The sequence below is a fragment of the Algiphilus aromaticivorans DG1253 genome (assembly GCF_000733765.1).
Classification (GTDB): Bacteria; Pseudomonadota; Gammaproteobacteria; order Nevskiales; family Nevskiaceae; genus Algiphilus; species Algiphilus aromaticivorans.
Genome location: NZ_JPOG01000001.1, coordinates 2,867,193 through 2,887,014 on the forward strand (window position 1 = coordinate 2,867,193; position 19,822 = coordinate 2,887,014).

A 19,822-nucleotide genomic window follows, 5' to 3' on the forward strand; every position below is an offset into this window, starting at 1 on the left:
GCCGCGCCATGCCTCGACTATCCCCCATTCGGAAAGCCCGTGCCATCGTAAAAATGCAGGACATCACCACCCTCGCCGACCTGCCCGCCTCGGCCATGACCGATTTCCTCGCGCGCCACGGCATCGCGCTGGCGCGTGTCGCCGATGACGCCGAGATTCCGGCCAGCTACTGGGGCGCCCCGGAAGCCGGCGTCATCGGCACGACGCTCTACGCGCGCGCCGACACGCCAGTGCATTCGCTGCTGCATACGGCTGCCCATGTGCTGTGCATGGACGAGGCGCGCCGCGCAAGGCTGCACACCGACTGCGGCGGCAGCGATCTGGAGGAGGCCGCTGTCTGCTATCTGCAGGCTCTGCTCGCCGACACGCTCGCAGACTATTCGCGCGAGCGGCTCTTCGCCGACATGGATGCCTGGGGCTACAGCTTCCGCCTGGGCAGTGCCCGGGCCTGGTTCGAGCAGGATGCCGAAGACGCGCGCGCGCACCTGACGACGCTGCCGCTGAACGCCTCGGCGCGCACTCTGCTTCCCGCGGATTGAGAGGCCACGCTAGCCGGCCGCGCTCGCTCCGTCGTTGACCGAATCCAGATAGTGCCAAGCGCGGTTGCGGCCGGAGCTCTTCACGCGATAGAGCGCCGCATCGGCCTCCTCGATCATCAGGTCGATATTCGTCACCGGTTGCTCGCTGGGCAGAAGCGTCGTGGCACCAGCGCTGATGGTCAGCATCCCCAGCGGGGCGCGCGCGTGCGGAATGGCCGCATCCTGCACACAGCGGCACATGGCCTCCGCCACCTGTAGCGCGCCCGCAGCGTCGGTGTTCTGCAGCAGCACGGCGAACTCTTCGCCACCGAAACGCGCCGCCAGGTCTACGCCCCGGCGAGCGCTGTCCTTCAGGCATTGTGCGACGGCCTTCAACGCCTCGTCGCCGGCGCTGTGGCCATAGCAATCGTTATAGGGCTTGAAGTGATCGATATCGACGATGAGCAGCGACAGCGCCTGATTCTCGCGGCGCGCGCGCGCCAGCTCCTGCTCGAAGCGCTCCAGAAAGAAGCGGCGGTTGCGCAGCCCCGTGAGCACATCGTGGTAGGCCAGATAGGTCAGGCGCTCGTGACTCTCGACCAGGGCCTGCTCGCTGCGCACCTGTTCGTCGACATCGAGGATGGCGCCCACCACCTCGCGGATGGCGCCGTCCTCGGCGCGCACCACATGGCCGCGCACGTTGAACCAGCGGTAGTCGCCGTCGCGACGCCGAAGACGCGCCGTCACGTCGAAGAGTGAATCGGCCGCGAGCTGACTGGCCGCAGTTTCCGCGAAGCCCTCGCGATCGTCGGGATGCAGGAGGCCCAGAACCATGGAAGGCGCGTCCGCATCGGCCTTGTCCCAGCCGATCAACTCGCGGAAACGCGGTGATCCCCAGCTCTGCTGCGCACCCTCCAGGCGCCACCCCCAGGCGCCGACCTGCATGCTGTGCAGTACCAGCTGCAGGTATTCCTCACTGGAGCGCAAGGCCTGGGCGGCGACGGCTTCCCGCCCGAAGCGGCGTAGCGCGCGTGCGTAGAAGGCCAGGCTGTGCAGGAGGACGATGAAGACGGCATTGCCAAAGACGAGCCAGAGCAGCATGGCCGGCATGCCGTCGCGGCCGAGATCCAGGCCCGTGTGCCAATAGGCCCCCGAGACGACGACAGCCAGCTGGGCAACGTAGATGACCCACAGCCGCCGCAATCCCTCTCGGCTCGGCTGCAGCATGATCAAGCCGAGGTAGACGAAGAAGGTGAAGCCGAAGATGGGGCGGAAGGCGCTGAGTTGCTCATCCGCCATCGGCGGTCCCCAGACACTGAACATCAGTGGGGCCGTGTAGGCGGCCAGGATCAACGCGGACAGAGCATCCGACAGTCGCTTTCGCTCAAGCTCGCTAAGCGGTTTCAGCGCACGAAGGCCGACCAGGGCGCAGAGCAAGGCGACGACCAGCATGACAGCAGCCTCCAGCCGGTTACCCGTGCCGTAGGTCTGCAGAATGATGATGCCCGAGGCCGCGCTGACGCAGGCGAAAAGCGCGCTAAGCACCTGTGTGCGCTGTCGATGCGCCGCGATGTCGACAATGGCCGCGCGCAGCAAGGGCTGCTGCTCTTCCATGCGCTCCCCCGTGTATCCCCCGCACATCCCCGATTCCAGGCGCCGTTCCGTGGCGATGCGCCTGTCACGCGGGCGACCCGTCCGGCAGGACGCCTTCTACGGGAATGAAGTTACTGTCAGGTCACGCACCAGGTCAATTCCGGGCCGCCGCGACGCGGCGATGACTAGCCGCCCTTGGCTTGCGCAGCCACTGCCTCGGCGGCTTTCTTGGCGGCTTCCGGATCGCCCAGATAACGCGAATCGCGCACGCGCAGATCATCCTCCAGCTCGAAGAGCAGCGGAATGCCGGTGGGGATGTTGACCTCGGTGATGGCGTCGTCGGGCACGTCGAGCAGGTACTTGTAGAGCGCGCGCAGCGAGTTGCCGTGGGCGGTAACCAGCAGCGTGCGGCCAGCGGTCAGCTCGGGCGCCAGATGATCGTGCCAGTAGGGCAGCACGCGCTCCAGCGTCGTGGCCAGCGACTCGGTGGCGGGCAGCACGCGCGTGTCCAGGCCGGCATAACGCCGGTCGAAGCGCGGGTGGCCCTTGTCGTCGGCATCCATCGGCGGCGGCGGGATGTCGTAACTGCGCCGCCAGATCTTGACCTGATCCTCGCCGTGACGCGCGGTGGTTTCGGCCTTGTCGAGCCCCTGCAGCGCGCCGTAGTGGCGCTCGTTCAGCCGCCAGCTCTTCTGCACCGGAAGCCAGAGCTGGTCCATGGCATCGAGGGCGGTGTTGAGCGTACGGATGGCGCGCAGCAGCACGGAGGTGTGCGCTGCATCGAAATGCAGGCCCTCGTCGGCCATCAGCCGGCCGGCGGCCTCGGCCTCGGTTCTTCCTTGCTCGGTGAGATCGACATCCACCCAGCCGGTGAAGCGGTTCTCCAGGTTCCACTGGCTCTGGCCGTGGCGCAGCAGCACTAGCTTGCGAGTCATGTTGCTCCTTGGTCCTTCGAAGGGGAATCAGTTGCCGGCGTGGCGATTCTTTAGCCGCACATAGTGCGCGGCGGAGTAGCGCAGCGACTCACGCTCGTCATCGGTGAGCGGCCGGGCGGCCTTCGCCGGTGCACCGCGATAGAGCCAGCCACCTTCCAGATGCTTGCCCGGTGGCACCAGGCTGCCGGCGGCGAGATAGACTTCGTCGTCGAGAACGGCGCCGTCGAGCACCAGCGAGCCCATGCCGATGAGGCAGCGGTCACCGACCGTGCAGGCGTGCAGCGTGACGCCGTGCCCCACTGTCACATCCTCGCCCACCACTAGCGGGATGCCGCCAGGGCTATAGGGGCCGTCATGGGTCACGTGCAGCGTGCTGTTGTCCTGGATATTGCTGCGCGCGCCCACCGTGATGCGATTGACGTCGCCGCGCAGCACAGCCATCGGCCAGACCGAGGCGTCCTCGCCGAGCTGCACTTCGCCGCTGACGTGCGCTTGCTCGTCCACCCAGGCGCCCGCGGCGAGCTCGGGATGGCGGCCCTCAAAGGCGCGGATCATTCCTTCAGCTCGGTCGGCTCGTTCAGCGAGCGCGGCCTGCTGCGCTCCATCGGCGCCGGCGCGCTCGGGGTGGTGGTGGATGTGCCGGCCCGCTCGTCGACGAAATCGGCGATGTGATCAAGCACGTCGACACTGCCGCGGAACGGCCGCGACAAGGCGGTGATCGTGCAGGCGTGACTGCCCACACCGGGCGCGCAGCGGATGCGCTCGTAGAACACCGTGCTGACCGGCGCGCCGGCCTCGCGCAGCGCCTTGGCGAGATTCTCGGCGTTGTCGATCCAGACGGTCTCATCGTCCTTGGCGTGAATCAACAGCGTCGGCGGCGCGCCCGGACGCGCAAATTTGACCGGCTGCGACATGTCGTAGCGATCCTGCGGCCCGAAGATCTCGGCGAGGTCGGCGTCGCGGATGGGCAGGAAATCGTAGGCACCCGCCAACCCGATGAAGCCGGCCAGCGGCTCGCGCACGCCGGCATCGCGCAGGTAGCGGTCGTCCAGGGCCAACAGCGCCGCCATGTGCCCGCCGGAGGAATGCCCCATGACGAAGAGTTGACGGGGGTCGCCGCCGTACTGGCTGATGTTGTCGCGCGTCCAGCGAACGGCCTGCGCAGCGTCATCCATGAAGCCGGGCATACGCACCTCGGGATGCTTGCGGTAGTCGGCCACTACCGTGACGATGCCGCGCGTGCTCAGTGCCTCGCCGACAAACTTGTATTCCTCCTTGCTGCCGGCCGTCCAGCGCCCGCCGTGGAAGAAGACGACCACCGGCGCGCGCTCGTCGAGGCCGCGCGGACTGTAGATATCCAGGCGCCGTCCTTTACCGCTGGCATAGGCGATATTCGCAGCGGCTTCGTAGTTGCGGTCGGGGGTGACGGCGTTGATGACGTCCAACCCCGAGCAGCCGGCGAGAAGCAGGGCCGACAGCAACAGCGGTATCAATCGCATGGGCGTCTCGTGCAGAACAGTACGGATTAGGGACAGAATCATACCTTCCGCGACCCGGGGCTGAATCGGCTCCGGACGCAAGCAGGGGGAAGAAGAATGATCGGATGGGTGATATTCGGGGTCATCGCGGTGGTGGTGATCGGCTACACCATCGTCATCTACAACGGGCTGGTGCGCCTCAAGCACGCCGTGTCGCAGGCCTGGTCGAACATTGACGTGCTGCTGCGCCAGCGCCACGACGAACTGCCCAAGCTGGTCGAGAGCTGTCGCCAGTACATGCAGTTCGAGTCCGAGACACTGACGCAAGTGACCGAGGCGAGAAACCAGGCCGACCGCGCGCGGCGCGAGGGTGACGTCGCCGGTGTCGGTGGCGCTGAGAATCTCATGCGCGCCGGTCTCGGCAAGATCATGGCCACTGTCGAGGCCTACCCGGAGCTCAAGGCGAACGAGAGCTTCCGGCAGCTGCTCGACCGCATCAGCGGACTGGAGGACGCCATTGCCGACCGGCGCGAGTTCTACAACGCCGCCGTCAACGCCAATAACGTCCGCATCGAGCAGTTCCCGGATGTGCTCGTCGCGCGCGCTCTGGGCTTCGAGCCGGCCGAGCTGCTGGTCTTCTCCGAGGAGATGACCGCCGACGTCGACGTGCGCGACCTCTTCGCCGCAGGCTGAGGCCGTGGCCGAGCTACTGGCGCCGCTGCAGCAATGGGCAGCACGCGTCGACGCGGATGCCTTCTGGTGGATCTGCGCACTGCTGGCGGCGGCGGCGCTGGCTGGCGGCTGGCTCGGCTTCCGTCGGCTGCGACGCGCGCGACTCGTCGAAGACACGCCCACACAGCGCCTGCGATCCGCCTCGCAGGGCTACGCTGAGTTCGAAGGCACCGCGCGCTGGATGCCCGGCCCGAAGACGATGTCCCCGCTGACGCGCACGCCCTGCGTCTGGTGGTACTACCGCGTCGAGCAGCGCCGCCGCAGCGGCAAGGATTCGCGCTGGCACCGAATCGAAGGCGGCACCAGCGATGCCCTCTTCCTGCTCGACGACGGCACTGGCGAATGCGTCATCGACCCGGAAGGCGCGCAGGTCTATCCGGATCTGCGCCGCCAGTGGCGCGGCGGCACCCGCCGGCCGCTGCGCACCCCCAAACCGAACAGTGGCTGGCTCGGGAAACTGGAATTCGGCAACTATCGCTACACCGAGCGCCTGGTCAGTACCGGCGCACCGCTGCACGCCCTCGGCCAGTTCAGTACCGTCCGCGCCGCGCGCGCCGAGGACGATCAGAGCGCCGTACGCGAGCTACTCGCCGAATGGAAGCGCGACCGCGAGGCCCTACTGGCTCGCTTCGACGCCAACGACGACGGCGAGATCGACCTCGACGAATGGGAGACGGCGCGCGCCAAGGCGCTGGAAACGGTGCGCCGCCAGCACGCGGAAACGCTCGCCCAGCCCGACACGCATGTGCTGCGCAAGCCCGGCGACGGGCGTGCCTTTTTGCTATCCACCTGGCCGCAGGACAAGTTAGCGCGCCACAAGCGCATCTCCGCCGCGCTGATGATCACGGGTGCGGTGATCGCGGTCGTTCTGCTGGCCATCTTCCTGGAAGCGCGCCTGACGCTGAACTAGCGTCGAGGCACGGAACCCCGGGCCGCGGCGGCTGCCTACAATGCCGCCATGACGAATAACTCCGACAACGCCCACAATCCCCTGCTCGCCATCGCCGACGCCAGCGATGCCCTCCCCGACTTCGCCGCCATCCGTGCCGAGCACGCCGAGCCAGCACTGGACGCCGTGCTGGCCGACAACCGCGCGCGCATCCAGCAACTGCTCAAAGACGGCACCGACACCTGGGAGACACTGGCCGAACCGCTCGAGACACTGGAGGAGCGCGTACACCGCGTCTTCGGCCCGGTCGCCCACCTCTTCATGGTGTGCTCCACCCCCGAGTGGCGCGCCGCCTACAACGCCTGCCTACCCAAGCTCACTGACTACGCCATGGAACTGGGCCAGTCGCGCCCACTGTTCGAGGCCTGGCAGCGGCTGCGGGATTCCGCCGACTTCGAGCGCCTCGACACAGCGCGCCGCGCCACCGTCGTCCACAACCTGCGCGACTACCATCTCGCCGGTGTGGCCCTCGACGACGCGCCGCGCGCACGTTTCCGCGAGCTGTCGATGCAGCTCTCCGAGCAGGCCACCCGCTTCGAGGAGAACGTCCTCGATTGCACCCAGGCTTGGCATCTGCAGCTGCCCGACGCCAGCCGGCTGAACGGCATGAGCGAAGACGCCATTGCCGCCGCAGCCGCGCGCGCCAGCGACAAGGGAGAGACCGGCTATCGGCTGACGCTGGACTTCCCCAGCTTCGACGCCGTCATCCGCCACGCCGACGATCGCGCCCTGCGCGAGCAGCTCTATACGGCCTGGAGCACGCGCGCCTCCGAGCAGGGACCGCACGACCCGGCCAAGGACAACGGCCCGCTGATGGCGGACATCCTCGCGGCACGGCACGAACAGTCGCAGCTGCTGGGCTACGCCAACTACGCCGAGCTGTCGCTGGCCAAGAAGATGGCCGACAGCCCCGACACCGTCGAGGCCTTCCTGCAGGATCTGGCGACGCGCGCCCGGCCACGCGCCGAGGCGGAGCTGGCGCGCCTGAAGGACTGCGCTCGCGCCCATGGCGGCCCGGAAGAACTCGCGCCCTGGGATCTGCCCTACTACAGCGAAAAGCTGCGCGAGGCCGAGCTGGGCATTTCCGATGCCGCACTTCGCCCCTACTTCCCGCTGAGCGCAGTGCTGGAAGGGCTGTTCACCCTCATGGAATCGCTCTACGGCGTGCGCGCCGAGATCGCCTCCGGCGTGCCGCGCTGGCACGAGGACGTCACGGCCTACCGACTCTTTGAAGCGGACGGTGCGGCCGTGGGCCTGTTCTACCTCGACCCCTACGCGCGCGAGCACAAGCGCGGCGGCGCCTGGATGAACGACGGCCGCTCGCGCCGACGCCACCAGGGCGGGCTGCAGACGCCAGTGGCCTATCTGGTGGGCAATTTCACCCCGCCACTGAAAGGGCGCGAGCCGCTGCTGACACACACCGAAGTCCTGACCCTCTTCCACGAAGCCGGTCACGGCCTGCACCACCTGCTGACGCGCATCGACGTGGCGGCCGTGTCGGGTATCAGCAATGTCGCCTGGGACGCTGTCGAGCTGCCCAGCCAGTTCATGGAGAACTTCTGCTTCGACCGTGCCTTCGTCAAGCGCATGAGCCGCCACATCGACACCGGCGAGCCGCTGCCCGACGCGTTGCTGGAGAAGCTGCAGGCCGACCGGCGCTTCGGCGCTGGCCTCGCCACACTGCGCCAGGTCGAGTTCTCCCTCTTCGATCTGCGCCTGCATCGCGACTTCGACCCGGCGCGCGGCGCGCGCGTGCAGGAAACGCTGGAGGCGGTGCGCGACGAAGTCGCGCTGCTTAAACCGCCTGAGTGGAACCGCTTCGCCAACAGCTTCTCGCACATCTTCGCGGGTGGCTACGCGGCCGGCTACTACAGTTACAAGTGGGCCGAGGTGCTATCGGCCGATGCCTTCGAAGCCTTCGCCGAGGCCGGCACGCTGGATGCCGCCACCGGCCAGCGCTTCCGCGAGACCATCCTTGCCAGAGGCGGCAGCGCCGACGCCGGCCAGCTCTTCCGCGACTTCCGTGGCCGCGATCCGGAGCTGGCACCGCTGCTGCGCCAGGATGGCCTGCTCGACGCGGCCTGAGCGGGTTCCGCCCGGTTCTCAGGGCTCGGCAAAGACGACGCAATCGCGCCCGGCCGCCTTGGCGCGGTAGAGAGCGTCGTCGGCGCGCTTGACGGTGGCCTCCATCCCCTCTCCGGCGCGATGCAGGGCCATGCCAACGGAAACCGTGATCCGGCCGCCCTCACCCAGCTCCGGGAAACGCAATTCCGACACCGCCGCACGCAAACGCTCGGCGGTTGCGCGCGCAGCGGCTTCGGTGGTCTCCGGAATGATGACCAGGAATTCCTCGCCGCCGAAGCGGCCGACGAAATCGCCGTCACGGATCAGCGACTGCAGGGTTTCGCTGATACGACAGAGCACATCATCGCCGAGCTGATGCCCCCAGGTATCGTTGATGCGCTTGAAGTGGTCGGCGTCGATCACGCCTACGGCGAGCGCGTTCTGTTGCTGGAGGCGCCGCTCGAAGCGGCTGTGCTCGCGTGCGAGCTGCTCCATGATGGCGCGACGGTTCGGCAGGCGCGTGAGCGGATCGCGGCTGACCAGATCCTCCATCTTCGCCATGGCTTCGCGCAGCTCGCCGTTACGCCGCCTGAGCGTGCTGCGCAGGCCGGCGATGAAGCTGCCCAGCAGGGCCACGATGGCCAGCACCGCGACATAGGCGAAGACGATGACCACCTCCACCTGCAGATCAATGCGCTGAGGGGCCCATTGGTAAAGGGCCGCCAGCACGGCGAGATAGCCCAGCACGATGAAGCCACCGACGTGCAGCATGGCCCGCCGGTCGAGCGCGAACATGCCGAAGAGCAGCGCGCTGGTGGCCATCAGCAGGAAAGCCGTGCGCGCCTGCGGATCGGTCACGTGGTACATGATGTAGACGGTGGGCAGGGCGGGAAGCACGATCTGCGCCGCCGTCATGCTGGGGTCGCGCAGGCGCAGATTGAAACCGCTCTTCAGCGCCGCGACGAGGGCGCAGTCGATGGTCAGCCACGCGACCGCAAAAGCCAGCGCATGTACACCCGGCAGCATGCCGAAGCCGTAGAGGCCCAGCACGATCAGCAGCGTGCAGGACTGGTTCGCAAAGCCCCAGCGCATGCGCTGCAGCCGCAGCCGCTGCGCTTCGGCGATGGCGTCTCGCGTCGCTACGGTTGCCATTTCATTGCTCCCTCCCCGCGGCCCGGAGAACCGGACCTGCTTCTTCTTATGCGTGGCGCCCGACGTGCGGCGCTGCCGCGGCGCATGCCGGAAGATGCCAGTCCACAAGATGGCACGAAACGGGGGCCGGCAACAGCCGTGGCCGTCAGCTGCGCGCGCGTATCGCTGCCCTTATGGCCGGCAGCAGCCGCGCGTTGCGGGCCGCCGGCACGGTCTCGTCGAGGTGCGCCCGCAGCGTTTCCGCAGCCGGCGGTGCGCGCAGCAAGCGGCGCGCTTCGGGCAGACGCGCGGCGTGGAAAAGCGCAACCGTGAGCGCCATTCCCGCGGCCACGATGGCCAGCGTCGGCAGCGGCCCGGGGTCGCTCTGCAAGTTCTGGAGCGCGGGCAGTGCAGCGGTCAGGATCGCGGCTGCCACCAACAGCCAGCAGCCGGCCGCCGCAGCGATGCGCGCGCTCAAGCCGGCGCCAGCACCGTGGGCCAGGCGCCGCAACTCGGCAGCGGACAGGCTATCCAGCCGCCAGGCCAGCGCCTCGTCGACGTCGCGCGCCGACGGTGGCCGCAGATGCGCACCGGTGATCGGATCGGTGGCGGCCTCGCCGCGCGCATGCGCCGCCACGCCCTCGCGCACGACGGCGTGGCGCGCCTCGGTCAAGGGATACCACCACATGATGGACAGCCCGATAGCGTTGAGCGCCGCGGGTACCAGCGCGTGCATCGTACGGATGGTATCGACGACGGTCTCGGACTGGCTCTCGGCATTCGGGACGTAGCCCATGCCGCCGAGAACGGCCAGCGGCAGCGCCGCGCCCGGTACCAGCGCGAACTTGGGAATGATGCTCCACAGCGCGGCGTACTGGGCCTCGCGCCGGGCGCCGGTGAGCAGCTCGTCGTAGTCGACGACATCGGCGTGCATGGCACCACCGATGAAGAGCCACACGGCCGACTGCAAGCCCACCAGCATATGCAGGAAGAGCACGTTGCGCTCGTCGCCCGGGCCGGCAAAGTAGAGCGCCGCACCACCGACCACGGCAATGGCGGAGGCACAAAGCCAGACAAAGCGCTTGCCTTTGTGCTGAGCCACGATCAGCCACACCGGCAGCGCCAGCAGGCCGGAGAGCAGATAGGCGAGCAGGAAGTAGCCCACCCATTCGGCCTCGGCCTGCAGAACGTGCTCGGTGTAGAAGGGCAGCAGCGTCGCCGGGATGGCAATGGGGATGGCGGTGATGACGTGCGAGACGAACATGACGCGGAAGGGGCGGTTGCGCAGCGCCCGCCGCACGCCCGGCACCAGCGGCGTGCGTCCGCGCCGCTGGAACTCGGGTCGCTCGCGGATGCAGGCGACGAAGACGATATTGGCTAGCAGATAGGCTCCGGCGTAGATCGCGCTCTGCCAGCGCATCTGCGCGCGCGCATCCTCGATGCCTGCCGCGCCGAGGAAGTTGGGCATGAGCGCGCCAACAACGGTTCCGATGGCGACAAAGCCGGCGATGGCGGCGAACAGATCCTGGCGCCGGCCCTGATCCTGGGTCAGTTCCATGGCCAGCGCCTGGCGCGGCACGCTGGCGATCGTCAGGAAAAGGAAGGACAGCAGCAGCGCCGATACCGCCCAGCCCGCCAGACCGACTTCCGGCAGGACCTTGGGCGGATTGAGCAGCAGCACGAACATCGCCGCGTTGCCGAGTACGCCGACGACGATAAAGGGCATGCGCCGACCGAAGCGGCTGCGCGTGCGATCCGATATCCAGCCCATCAAAGGGTCGGTGATGGCGTCGAAGGCGCGACCGGCGGCGATGGCCACGGCCATGATCCCGGCCGGCAGCGCGACGACATCGACGTAGAACTTGGTCAGATACACGGCGATGAGCAGGGCCATCGCCGCGCTGACCGCGCCGGGAAGGCCGAAGGCGACACGCGTGCCGCTATAGGGCTCGGGCGCGCTCATGACTCAGCGTGCCTCCGTGCGCTCCGTCGTGTTGCGCTTGTCGCGCGTTCCGGTGCTCATGGCCCGTCATCGGCACCGGTCCGGGCCACGATCTCGGCACGGATGGCGCGCAGCTGCGCACGCACGGCCTCCGAATGCTCCGGCCCGATGCGCAGCAGGATCTTCTGCCCGGGTGAAAGCCGCTCCAGCTCCGGATCGAGGAAAGTGAAGAGCACGCGCGGCTGGCGCAGCGCGTAGCTTTCCCGCGCCGGCGGTGCCTCCAGCAGGTGATCGATTATCGCGATGACGCGATCGTTGAAGTAATCCTCTTCTTCGCCCAGCGCCGCGTAGGCCTCCTGCAGCAGCGGGTAGTAGCGGATGTAGAGATCCACCAGCGTGCTCGCGTCGGGAGTCGTGAAAACCCGAACATAAGCGTCGTAGCGTCGATGGTTGGCCGGCTTCCAGCGGAAGCGCCCCTCGTCGACACGCGCGACTTCGGGTACACCCTCGGCGTGTCGCATGGGCCACTTGCTCAATGGCGCCATGCTGCCGTCGAGACTGTTAAAGGTCACGACGAAGCGTTCGATCAGGCGCTCCGGCAACAGTAACGACTCCAGAGGCTCAGCCCCCGACAGCGCGCTCGCCTCCTCGCGCACCGATTCGTCGGAGGCTTCCAGCTCGGGCAGCGGCTTGCTTTCCACTGCCTCGGATTCCGACTCGGAGGGTTCCTCCAGCAACGGGTAGCGCGGCGGCGCCCGGCGCCCATCACCCTCCTCGTCGGCGCTTTCCGCCTCCGAGTCGGTGTAGTCGACGATCGTGACCGGCCCCGAGGCACTGTCATCGTCATCGCCCCCGTAGAACAGCCAGGCCAAACCGGCAATCAGCGCCAGCCCCGCGAGCAGCCCGATCCAGACAGCGCGGCTCACGCTACAGCCTCCCGGCGTGCCTGGGCCTGGAGCTCATCGATGAAGCGGTCCTTCTCGGCCCAGATATCGCTCACCCAGGCCTGAACGCGCTTGCGGAATTCGGCGTCTGCGGCGTAGTCGCCATAGAGAAAGTCCTCCGGCACGCGGATCTCGCGAACGCGCACGATGACGCGCTTCATGCGGCCCTCGAAAAACTGCCAGAAGCCACAGGCACCCTCCGGATAGACGATGGTCACGTCCAGGACCGACGCCAGCTTGCCGCCCATGGCCTGCAGAGCAAATACCAGCCCGCCGCTCTTCGGGCGCAGCAGGTGCCGATAAGGGCTTTCCTGTGCATCGTGCTTGGCGCGCGTGAAGCGCGTGCCTTCGAGGAAGTTGAGGATCATTACGGGCTGGTCACCATACTTGGTGCAGGCGCGCTTGGTGGCCTCAAGGTCCTGCGTCGCCAAAGCCGGATTGGCGGCAATGGCCTCGCGCGAGTGCCGTTGCATGAATGGGTAGTCCAGTGCCCACCAGACGGGGCCAAGAATCGGCACCCAGATGAGCTGCTTCTTGAGAAAGAACTTGAAGAAGGGAGCGTCGCGCGCGAAGGCCTTCATCAGTACGTAGATATCGTTCCAAGTCTGGTGATTCGAAGTCACCAGATATTGCCCGCGCATGTCCAGCTTTTCGACTCCCTCGATGTCCCACTGAGTCCCCAGCATGAAATCACCAATGAGCACATTCGTGCGGGCCCAGCGCTGCGCGGGCCCCGACATGATGATCGACACCCGATCACGCCCGCGCCCTGCCGGCGTGACAAGCTTGACCAGGATCATGGCGTAGACGGGAATGGCCCAGAGCACCAGATTGGCCACGAAGAGCAGGAACATCACGAGAGCGCGGATGGGGCGTGGCAGGAAGCGCAGCATGGATCGTCCGGTTGTCGATTCTGAGAATGGGGGGGGGCTGAGGCTATTCCGCGGCCGGCGGCCAGGAGGTGAGCAACGCCCCCTCGGGATCGCGGGCGTCGATACGGGCACGACCGGACAGCTCTTCCGGCAGGACGACCACCGCACAGGCTGAGGCACCGCGGGCCTCCGGGTCACCGCTAAGTCGACTCACGCGCAGCATTAGGTAATCGCCGCGCTTGACGGCTTCTCGCGCCACCGCCAGCCCACCGGCTTCCGCGTCCATCGCAACCACCGCGTGGCGCTTGCCGGCGACCCGATTCTTGGCCAGATGAGGGCGACCGTTTGACTCGGCCCAGCGCAGCAACCCCTCTGCCTCGGCGAAGACCAACAGCGAGGCTTTGTCGGCGGCCATGCCACAGTCGCTTGTGCCGGCAATTTGCTGGACGGTGATCACACGCGGCGTATCATCGCCCCACAATGGGGGCAAGCCGGAGCAGGCGCTGAGCACGCCCGCCAGCAACACCGGCAGCATCGGTCCACGGATCGCGCTCGACATGAGGTGGCTTCTTGTTGAACGAAAGGAAGAACGCATGATGCCAAATCCCGGGCCGCGGGCGCGCCCTTCCTGACCATCCGTTCACCCCGTAACGCTTCCGTCGCTCCAGGCGGGCGACAATATGGGCTCTGCGCCCGCAATCCGGACTCTCGATGCAACTCGCCACCTGGAACCTCAACTCGCTGCGCGTGCGTCTGCCGCACCTTCTGGACTGGCTGGCCGAACAGTCCGACAGCGTCGTCGGACTGCAGGAGCTCAAGATGGCCGACGAGGAGTTCCCCTTCGAGGCGCTGCGCGACGCGGGCTGGCAGGCCGTAACCAACGGCCAGAAGACCTACAACGGCGTCGCCCTGCTCGCCCGCAGGCCGCTGGAGGACGTCCAGCGTGATATCCCGGGCTTCGACGACCCGCAGAAGCGGGTCATCGCCGGCACGGTCGACGATCTGCGTGTCGTCTCCGTCTATGTCCCCAACGGCCAGTCGGTGGACTCGCAGAAGTATCACTACAAGCTGGACTGGCTGCAGCGCTTCGCCGCTTACCTCGCCGAGGAAGCCGAGCGCCACCCGCGGCTCGCCGTCGTGGGCGACTTCAACGTTGCGCCCTTGCCCGAGGACACGCACGACCCGGAGGCCTGGGAAGGGCACATTCTCTGCTCCGGCCCCGAGCGCGAAGCGCTGCGCGGCGCGATGGAAGCCGCCGGCCTTAGCGATGCCTTCGAGCGCGTGCCGACGCCCGAGCAGCGCTATACATGGTGGGATTACCGCGCCGCCGGATTCCGCCGCAACCTCGGTCTGCGCATCGACCACGTTTTGCTCTCGGCGCCGCTGAGCGAGCGCGTTGAAAGCTGGCGCGTCGATCTCGAGCCCCGGCGCCTCGAGCGCCCCTCCGACCACGCGCCGGTGGCTGTCACGCTCGCCTAGGCGAGCTGAGCCGGCTTGCGCGGCCCCGGCACCAGCTGAATCTTTGTGGGTCGGTCTGATGGAAGCCCGACCCACGGTGATGCAGGATTCCGGAGCATGACGGGCCCGAGCGACCGTCAGCCCTCACGGCTCTCCAATACGCAAGCCCACGCACAAGCTCAGGGTGATGAACGCGGTCGCACCACCTTGGCATCGCCGATCCCGCGCGGATCCGAGGCCGCCTCCAGCCGATTGCGGCGGGTATCCCAGTGGATCGCCTGCATGTTGCCGAAGCGCCGGGAGCTCGGCTCCAGCTCATGACCGCGCGCGCGCAGCTTCGTGCGCTGCTCGGCGGTAAGCGCCTCCGGCTCGAAGCTGATGCGATCGGGCAGGAACTGATGATGAAAACGCGGCGCCGCCACTGCCTGCTCCACGTTGAGGCCGTTGGTGTGCGCCAGCACCGACAACAGCACCATGGTGATGATGCGACTGCCACCCGGCGTGCCGGTAATGAAGACACCGCGCGGACCATCGACGAAGGTCGGCGTCATGCTCGACAAAGGCCGCTTGTGCGGCTGCACGGCGTTGGCTTCGGTGTGCACCAGCCCGTAGGCGTTGGGCACCAGCGGCGCGGTCGCGAAATCGTCCATCTCGTTGTTGAGTATCACGCCGGTCTCGGCTGGCATGTAGCCGGAGCCGAACCAGGTGTTGATGGACAAGGTCGCCGCCACGCGGTTGCCGTCATCGTCGATGATCGAGAAATGAGTCGTGTTCTCGCCCTTGGCGCGGTTCTCCTGCAGGCCTGCGATCTCCATCGTCTCGCTGGGCGTCGCCATGCGGCCGATGCCGGCCGCGAGCGTGTTGGCGTACTCCTGACTCATAAGCCGCCCGACCGGTACATCGACGAAGTCGCTGTCGCCGAGATAGACGGCGCGATCCCGATAGGCGCGACGCATCGCTTCGACAAGCTCGTGGCGAGCCGCAGTATCGTCGCCGCTGGGCCACTTCAGCGCGTCCAGCATGCCGAAGATCTGCGCCAGCGTGATGCCGCCGGCCGACGGCAGCGGTGCCGTAGTGATGCGATAGCCACGGTAGTCGATGCGCACCGGCTCGCGCTCCTTGACCCGGTAGCGCGCAAGATCGGCAAGCGACCAGATGCCGCCGTCACGGAAGACGCCCCCCTGCAACCTCTCGGCGAGTTCGCCCCGGTAGAACCCCTCGGAGCCGTGCTCGGCGATGGTCATGAGCGTACCGCCTAGGTCGTTCTGCACGAGACGGTCACCGGCAACCGGCAGTCCACCGTCCGGCAGGAATACGGCTTCGGCAGCCTCCGAGAAACGATGCGCCGAGGCGGCGATGCGCGCGGCCAGCTTGGCGTCTACCGGAAATCCCTCGGTAGCCAGCCGGACCGCCGGCGCGAGATTCTCGGCGAGGCTGTTGCGCCCGAACAGCTGGGTGATGTGCTCCAGTGCCGCCGGCGTACCAGGGATGCCCGCGGCCAGCGGTCCGTCGCGCGAAAGACTGGGCACCGGCTTGCCGTCGCGATCCAGATACATGTCACCGGTTGCGGCGCCCGGTGCGGTCTCACGGGCATCGACGAAGAAATCCTTCCCGTCACCAGCCCGATGCAGCAGATAGAAACCGCCACCACCCAGCCCTGATCCGTAAGGCTCGACGACCGCCAGCGCCGCCGTAACCGCCACGGCGGCGTCGAAAGCATTGCCGCCGCGCTCCAGGACCTTCAGCCCCGCTCGCGTCGCCAATGGATGGGCGCTGGCCACAGCATGGCCCGGCACATCCGGCAGCGAAGCGGCGCCGGCCGGCAGACCCAACAGCAGCAACATGGCGGCGAGCAGCGCTCGCCCGGGAAATCGCTTCATCTCCACAGCTCCAATCGATATACGGGATGGACCAACCATGCGCTCAGCCATGTGCTTTCCCATCAGGGGCAGTCAGGCGCCGGAACTTGAGGAGCAGTTCCTCGCGCGACTCTACGTTCTCGGGATCGAGCGGGATGCAGTCAACCGGGCAGAGCATGCGGCACTGCGGCTCATCGAAATGTCCCACGCATTCGGTGCACAGCGCCGGATCAATCTCGTAGATCTCCTCACCCTGGTAGATCGCCTCGTTCGGGCAGGCGGGCTCGCAGACGTCGCAGTTGATGCAGGCGTCGGTGATCTTCAGCGCCATCGCGCCTCCACCAAGCTAGCTCTTGCGGCCGAAGCGCGCCAGCAGCTCCGGCAGTACCGGCGCGGGGACGAACTTCTCCACCGGCGCGCCCATGCCGGTCAGCTCACGCACCAGCGATGAGGACAGATGCGCGTATGCCGGGGCCGGCGCCAGCATTACGGTGTCCAGCTCGGGAAAGAGATCGCGGTTCATGATAGCCATCTGCTTTTCGTAATCGACGTCCGTGCCGTTGCGCACGCCGCGTACGAGCACGGTGACGCCGTTGTCGCGCGCGAAGTCCACGACCAGCCCGTCGAAGGGCTGCACGCTGACGTTATCCAGGCCGGCTTCAGTAATAGAGGCCTCTATCAGCGCCACGCGTTCGTCGATGGAGAAGCGCGGATTCTTGGAAGGGTTCAGGCCCACCGCCACGATCAGCTTCGGAAACATCACCGACGCGCGCGCGATGATGTCCATATGCCCGAAGGTTACCGGATCGAAGGTGCCGCTGTAGGCTGCCGTCACGGACTTCATGCCAAATCTCCTGTCGATGGGGGCTCGCCGGAGGCAAGGCTCGCGAGGCCGAAGCTTACCTGAGACGCCGTCGATTCCCGGTGCCAGTCCAACGCGACGCCGAAGTCCGGCCTGGCGGAGCGCGGCCATTCGATATAGATGCGGTGTTCCGGCGCCATCCAGGCCCCCAGCCGTGGCAGCAGCGTCGCCCAGATGTCGGCGTTGTAGGGCGGATCGACGAAGGCGATATCGTAGCCGGCCTCCGCCGGCGGTCGCGTCAGGAAGAGTGCGGCGTCGGCCTGCGCCACCCGTGCCGAGGCGGCAGGAGCCAGCAGCGCCAGCGCGGCCTCGATGGCCGCTGCGGCGCGCCGGTCGCGCTCGACGAAGCAGACCTCGGCGGCGCCGCGCGACAGCGCCTCCAGACCCATGGCGCCGCTGCCGGCACAGACGTCGAGCACGCGCGCACCGCGGATGCGCGGCGCCAACCAGTCGAAGGTCTTCTGCCGAACGCGATCCGGCGTCGGGCGCACGGCTTCATGCGCAAAGCGGATACGGCGCGAACGCCAGTGACCGCCGATGATGCGCAGCTCACCGCGCGGGCGCTGTGCCATTCCGGCCCTAATCCGTTGCGGTGCCGCCGACGGTGAGTCCGCCGATGCGCAGCGTCGGCTGGCCCACGCCCACCGGAACGCCCTGGCCTTCCTTTCCGCAGACGCCGATGCCGGGGTCGAGCATGAGGTCGTTGCCCAGCATGTCGACCTGCGACAGCGCCTCCGGCCCGTTGCCGATGAGTGTGGCGCCCTTGACCGGGGTCGTCACCCTGCCGCCCTCGATGAGATAGGCCTCGGAAGTCGAGAAGACGAAGTTACCGGAAGTGATATCGACCTGGCCGCCGTTGAAGTTGACCGCGTAGAGGCCCTTGTCGACCGAGGCGATGATCTCGCCGGGATCGTGCGGGCCGGGCATGAGATAAGTATTGGTCATGCGCGGCATGGGCAGATGCGCGTAGGACTCGCGACGGCCATTGCCGGTGGCGGGCATGCCCATCAGGCGCGCATTGATGCTGTCCTGCATGTAGCCGCGCAGAATGCCGTTCTCGATCAGAACATTGCGCCGAGTGGGCTCGCCCTCGTCGTCGACAGTCAGGGAGCCGCGACGGTGCGGGATGCAGCCCTCGTCGACCACCGTGCAGAGTTCCGAGGCCACCTTCTCGCCGATCTTTCCGCTGTAGACCGAGCTGCCCTTGCGGTTGAAATCGCCCTCCAGCCCGTGACCCACGGCCTCGTGCAGCAGGATGCCGGGCCAGCCGGCACCCAGCACCACCGGCATGCTGCCGGCGGGTGCAGCCTCCGCGCGCAAAAGCACGCAGGCGATGCGCACCGCTTCGCGGGCGTAGGCCTCGGGCTTGTCGCCGTCGAGGAAGAAGGCGTAGCCGCTGCGCCCGCCACCGCCGGCCGAGGCCTGCTCGCGGCGGCCCTTCTCCTCCACCGTGACGCTGACATTGAGCCGCACCATGGGTCGGATATCGGATGTCAGCAGGCCGTCGCTGCGCGCGATCAGCACGGTCTTCAGCGTACCCGTCAGCGAGACCTGCACCTGCTGAACGCGCGGGTCGGCTACGCGCGCGGCGGCGTCAGCCCGGCGCAACAGCTCCAGCTTGTCGTCGGTGGACAGACTGTCCAGCGGACTGTCCACGCTGTACAGCGGCTGGTGCCGGCGCGGCTCGGGCACGGCCACCCGCCCCTGCTGACCCTGATTGGCGATGGCGCGCGCCTGACCGGCGGCGTCCATCAGCATGGGGGCGGTGATCTCGTCGCTGTAGGCCAGCCCGGCCTTGTCGCCTGAGATGGCACGCACGCCGACGCCGCGCTCACTGCTGTGGCTACCGCGCCGGACGATGCCGTCCTCGAAGAGCCAGGATTCGGACTGACCGTCGGAGAAGTAGAGATCGGCGGCGTCGATGCCGGGCTTCATCAGCGCGCCCAGCGCGCGCTCGATATCAGCCGGGCCGAGCGAACCCGGCGCCAGCAGCCGGCTCTCGGCGAGGGAATAGGTATCGGACATGCCCTCAGTGTACCGGCTAGCTATCGGCTCCCGCGGCGAATGACGGAAAAGGGGTCAGCCACAGATTGCGCAGATTCTTTTCAGTTCGGCAGCGATGTCGCGAAGCGACGAGCCGTTTTTGGAACGTGCCCTTTGAGGGCGGCCGGGCCGGGCGGCGCGCGCAGGGTCCGCGAGGCAGGGATGCCGAGCGAGCGCGACCAGGCCAGGGATGGCCTGTTCGCGCGCGTCCCGAGCACGGCGCTCGGCCCGGGAACCTGCCGCGGCGCAGCCGCGGCAGGCCGCCCGGCGGGCACACTGGCTTTGGTTACTTTGGCCGAAACCAAAGTAACCCGCGCCGGTCGAGCGGCGACGTCCGGTAGCGCCACTGCTATAAGGCGCGGAACCCGCAAGCACAAAGGGTTCTAATGGGGCCGTTGGCTGAAGCATGAAGATAACCAGAAAGTAATATTTTGAGAGTCCG

Annotated in this window: 19 protein-coding genes; 5 read left to right on the forward strand and 14 right to left on the reverse strand. The window is 67.4% G+C overall.

Annotated elements, in window-relative coordinates:
• Nucleotides 1-53: 53 nt before the first annotated feature.
• A complete protein-coding gene (locus U743_RS13370; RefSeq protein WP_052368157.1) occupies nucleotides 54-539 on the forward strand; it encodes a hypothetical protein in 486 nt (161 codons plus the stop codon).
• 9 nt (nucleotides 540-548) lie between these two features.
• Here the strand turns inward: U743_RS13370 and U743_RS18235 are convergent, their stop codons facing one another.
• From U743_RS18235 to U743_RS13390, 4 genes are all read right to left on the reverse strand, one after another.
• Nucleotides 549-2,132: a GGDEF domain-containing protein gene (locus U743_RS18235; RefSeq protein ID WP_052368160.1), complete on the reverse strand. Its 1,584-nt coding sequence runs from the start codon at nucleotides 2,130-2,132 to the stop codon at nucleotides 549-551.
• 164 nt (nucleotides 2,133-2,296) lie between these two features.
• Nucleotides 2,297-3,046 (reverse strand): 2,3-diphosphoglycerate-dependent phosphoglycerate mutase, encoded by a 750-nt coding sequence (gpmA, locus tag U743_RS13380; protein WP_043768946.1) that lies wholly within the window; start codon nucleotides 3,044-3,046, stop codon nucleotides 2,297-2,299.
• A gap of 27 nt (nucleotides 3,047-3,073) precedes the next feature.
• A complete protein-coding gene (locus U743_RS13385; RefSeq protein ID WP_043768947.1) occupies nucleotides 3,074-3,601 on the reverse strand; it encodes a gamma carbonic anhydrase family protein in 528 nt (175 codons plus the stop codon).
• Complete coding sequence (locus tag U743_RS13390) at nucleotides 3,598-4,545, reverse strand: alpha/beta hydrolase (protein ID WP_198022040.1); 948 nt, start codon at nucleotides 4,543-4,545, stop codon at nucleotides 3,598-3,600. Before U743_RS13390 ends, U743_RS13385 begins: the two co-directional genes overlap by 4 nt.
• Nucleotides 4,546-4,641: 96 nt before the next feature.
• Between U743_RS13390 and U743_RS13395 the strand changes: the two genes are divergently transcribed.
• From U743_RS13395 to U743_RS13405, 3 genes are read left to right on the forward strand one after another with little or no spacing between them, the layout of a single operon-like run.
• Nucleotides 4,642-5,217, forward strand: a complete 576-nt coding sequence (locus tag U743_RS13395) for a LemA family protein (protein ID WP_043768949.1) — start codon at nucleotides 4,642-4,644, stop codon at nucleotides 5,215-5,217.
• Nucleotides 5,218-5,221: 4 nt separating this feature from the next.
• Nucleotides 5,222-6,166, forward strand: a complete 945-nt coding sequence (locus tag U743_RS13400; protein ID WP_052368163.1) for a GIDE domain-containing protein — start codon at nucleotides 5,222-5,224, stop codon at nucleotides 6,164-6,166.
• A 48-nt stretch (nucleotides 6,167-6,214) separates the two neighbouring features.
• On the forward strand, nucleotides 6,215-8,290 hold the full coding sequence (locus U743_RS13405; protein ID WP_043768950.1) for a M3 family metallopeptidase: 2,076 nt from the start codon (nucleotides 6,215-6,217) through the stop codon (nucleotides 8,288-8,290).
• An 18-nt stretch (nucleotides 8,291-8,308) separates the two neighbouring features.
• Here the strand turns inward: U743_RS13405 and U743_RS13410 are convergent, their stop codons facing one another.
• The 5 genes from U743_RS13410 to U743_RS13435 all read right to left on the reverse strand — a co-directional run bounded on the left by U743_RS13410 (nucleotide 8,309) and on the right by U743_RS13435 (nucleotide 13,717).
• Entirely contained in the window at nucleotides 8,309-9,421 is a 1,113-nt protein-coding gene (locus U743_RS13410; RefSeq protein WP_043768952.1) for a GGDEF domain-containing protein, read from the reverse strand.
• A gap of 145 nt (nucleotides 9,422-9,566) precedes the next feature.
• Entirely contained in the window at nucleotides 9,567-11,363 is a 1,797-nt protein-coding gene (locus U743_RS13415) for an MFS transporter (protein ID WP_043768953.1), read from the reverse strand.
• Nucleotides 11,364-11,419: 56 nt separating this feature from the next.
• Complete coding sequence (locus U743_RS18240) at nucleotides 11,420-12,268, reverse strand: DUF3014 domain-containing protein (protein WP_052368164.1); 849 nt, start codon at nucleotides 12,266-12,268, stop codon at nucleotides 11,420-11,422.
• Nucleotides 12,265-13,179 (reverse strand): acyltransferase, encoded by a 915-nt coding sequence (locus U743_RS13430; protein ID WP_043768958.1) that lies wholly within the window; start codon nucleotides 13,177-13,179, stop codon nucleotides 12,265-12,267. The genes U743_RS18240 and U743_RS13430 overlap by 4 nt, the downstream gene beginning before the upstream one ends.
• A gap of 43 nt (nucleotides 13,180-13,222) precedes the next feature.
• Entirely contained in the window at nucleotides 13,223-13,717 is a 495-nt protein-coding gene (locus U743_RS13435; RefSeq protein ID WP_043768959.1) for a hypothetical protein, read from the reverse strand.
• A gap of 152 nt (nucleotides 13,718-13,869) precedes the next feature.
• Here U743_RS13435 and xth point away from each other — a divergent pair, with 152 nt between their 5' ends.
• Nucleotides 13,870-14,637, forward strand: coding sequence for an exodeoxyribonuclease III (gene xth, locus U743_RS13440; protein WP_043768960.1), 768 nt, complete (start codon nucleotides 13,870-13,872; stop codon nucleotides 14,635-14,637).
• A 158-nt stretch (nucleotides 14,638-14,795) separates the two neighbouring features.
• Here the strand turns inward: xth and ggt are convergent, their stop codons facing one another.
• From ggt to tldD, 5 genes are read right to left on the reverse strand one after another with little or no spacing between them, the layout of a single operon-like run.
• The gene (gene ggt, locus U743_RS13445; RefSeq protein ID WP_043768961.1) at nucleotides 14,796-16,496 is read right to left on the reverse strand and encodes a gamma-glutamyltransferase; all 1,701 of its coding nucleotides are present in this window, start codon (nucleotides 16,494-16,496) and stop codon (nucleotides 14,796-14,798) included.
• A 43-nt stretch (nucleotides 16,497-16,539) separates the two neighbouring features.
• Entirely contained in the window at nucleotides 16,540-16,806 is a 267-nt protein-coding gene (locus U743_RS13450; RefSeq protein WP_043768962.1) for a YfhL family 4Fe-4S dicluster ferredoxin, read from the reverse strand.
• A 15-nt stretch (nucleotides 16,807-16,821) separates the two neighbouring features.
• The gene (coaD, locus tag U743_RS13455; RefSeq protein WP_043768963.1) at nucleotides 16,822-17,319 is read right to left on the reverse strand and encodes a pantetheine-phosphate adenylyltransferase; all 498 of its coding nucleotides are present in this window, start codon (nucleotides 17,317-17,319) and stop codon (nucleotides 16,822-16,824) included.
• Nucleotides 17,316-17,909 (reverse strand): 16S rRNA (guanine(966)-N(2))-methyltransferase RsmD, encoded by a 594-nt coding sequence (gene rsmD, locus U743_RS13460; protein WP_043768964.1) that lies wholly within the window; start codon nucleotides 17,907-17,909, stop codon nucleotides 17,316-17,318. Before rsmD ends, coaD begins: the two co-directional genes overlap by 4 nt.
• A 7-nt stretch (nucleotides 17,910-17,916) precedes the next feature.
• Nucleotides 17,917-19,362 (reverse strand): metalloprotease TldD, encoded by a 1,446-nt coding sequence (gene tldD / locus U743_RS13465; protein ID WP_043768965.1) that lies wholly within the window; start codon nucleotides 19,360-19,362, stop codon nucleotides 17,917-17,919.
• Nucleotides 19,363-19,822: the final 460 nt, after the last annotated feature.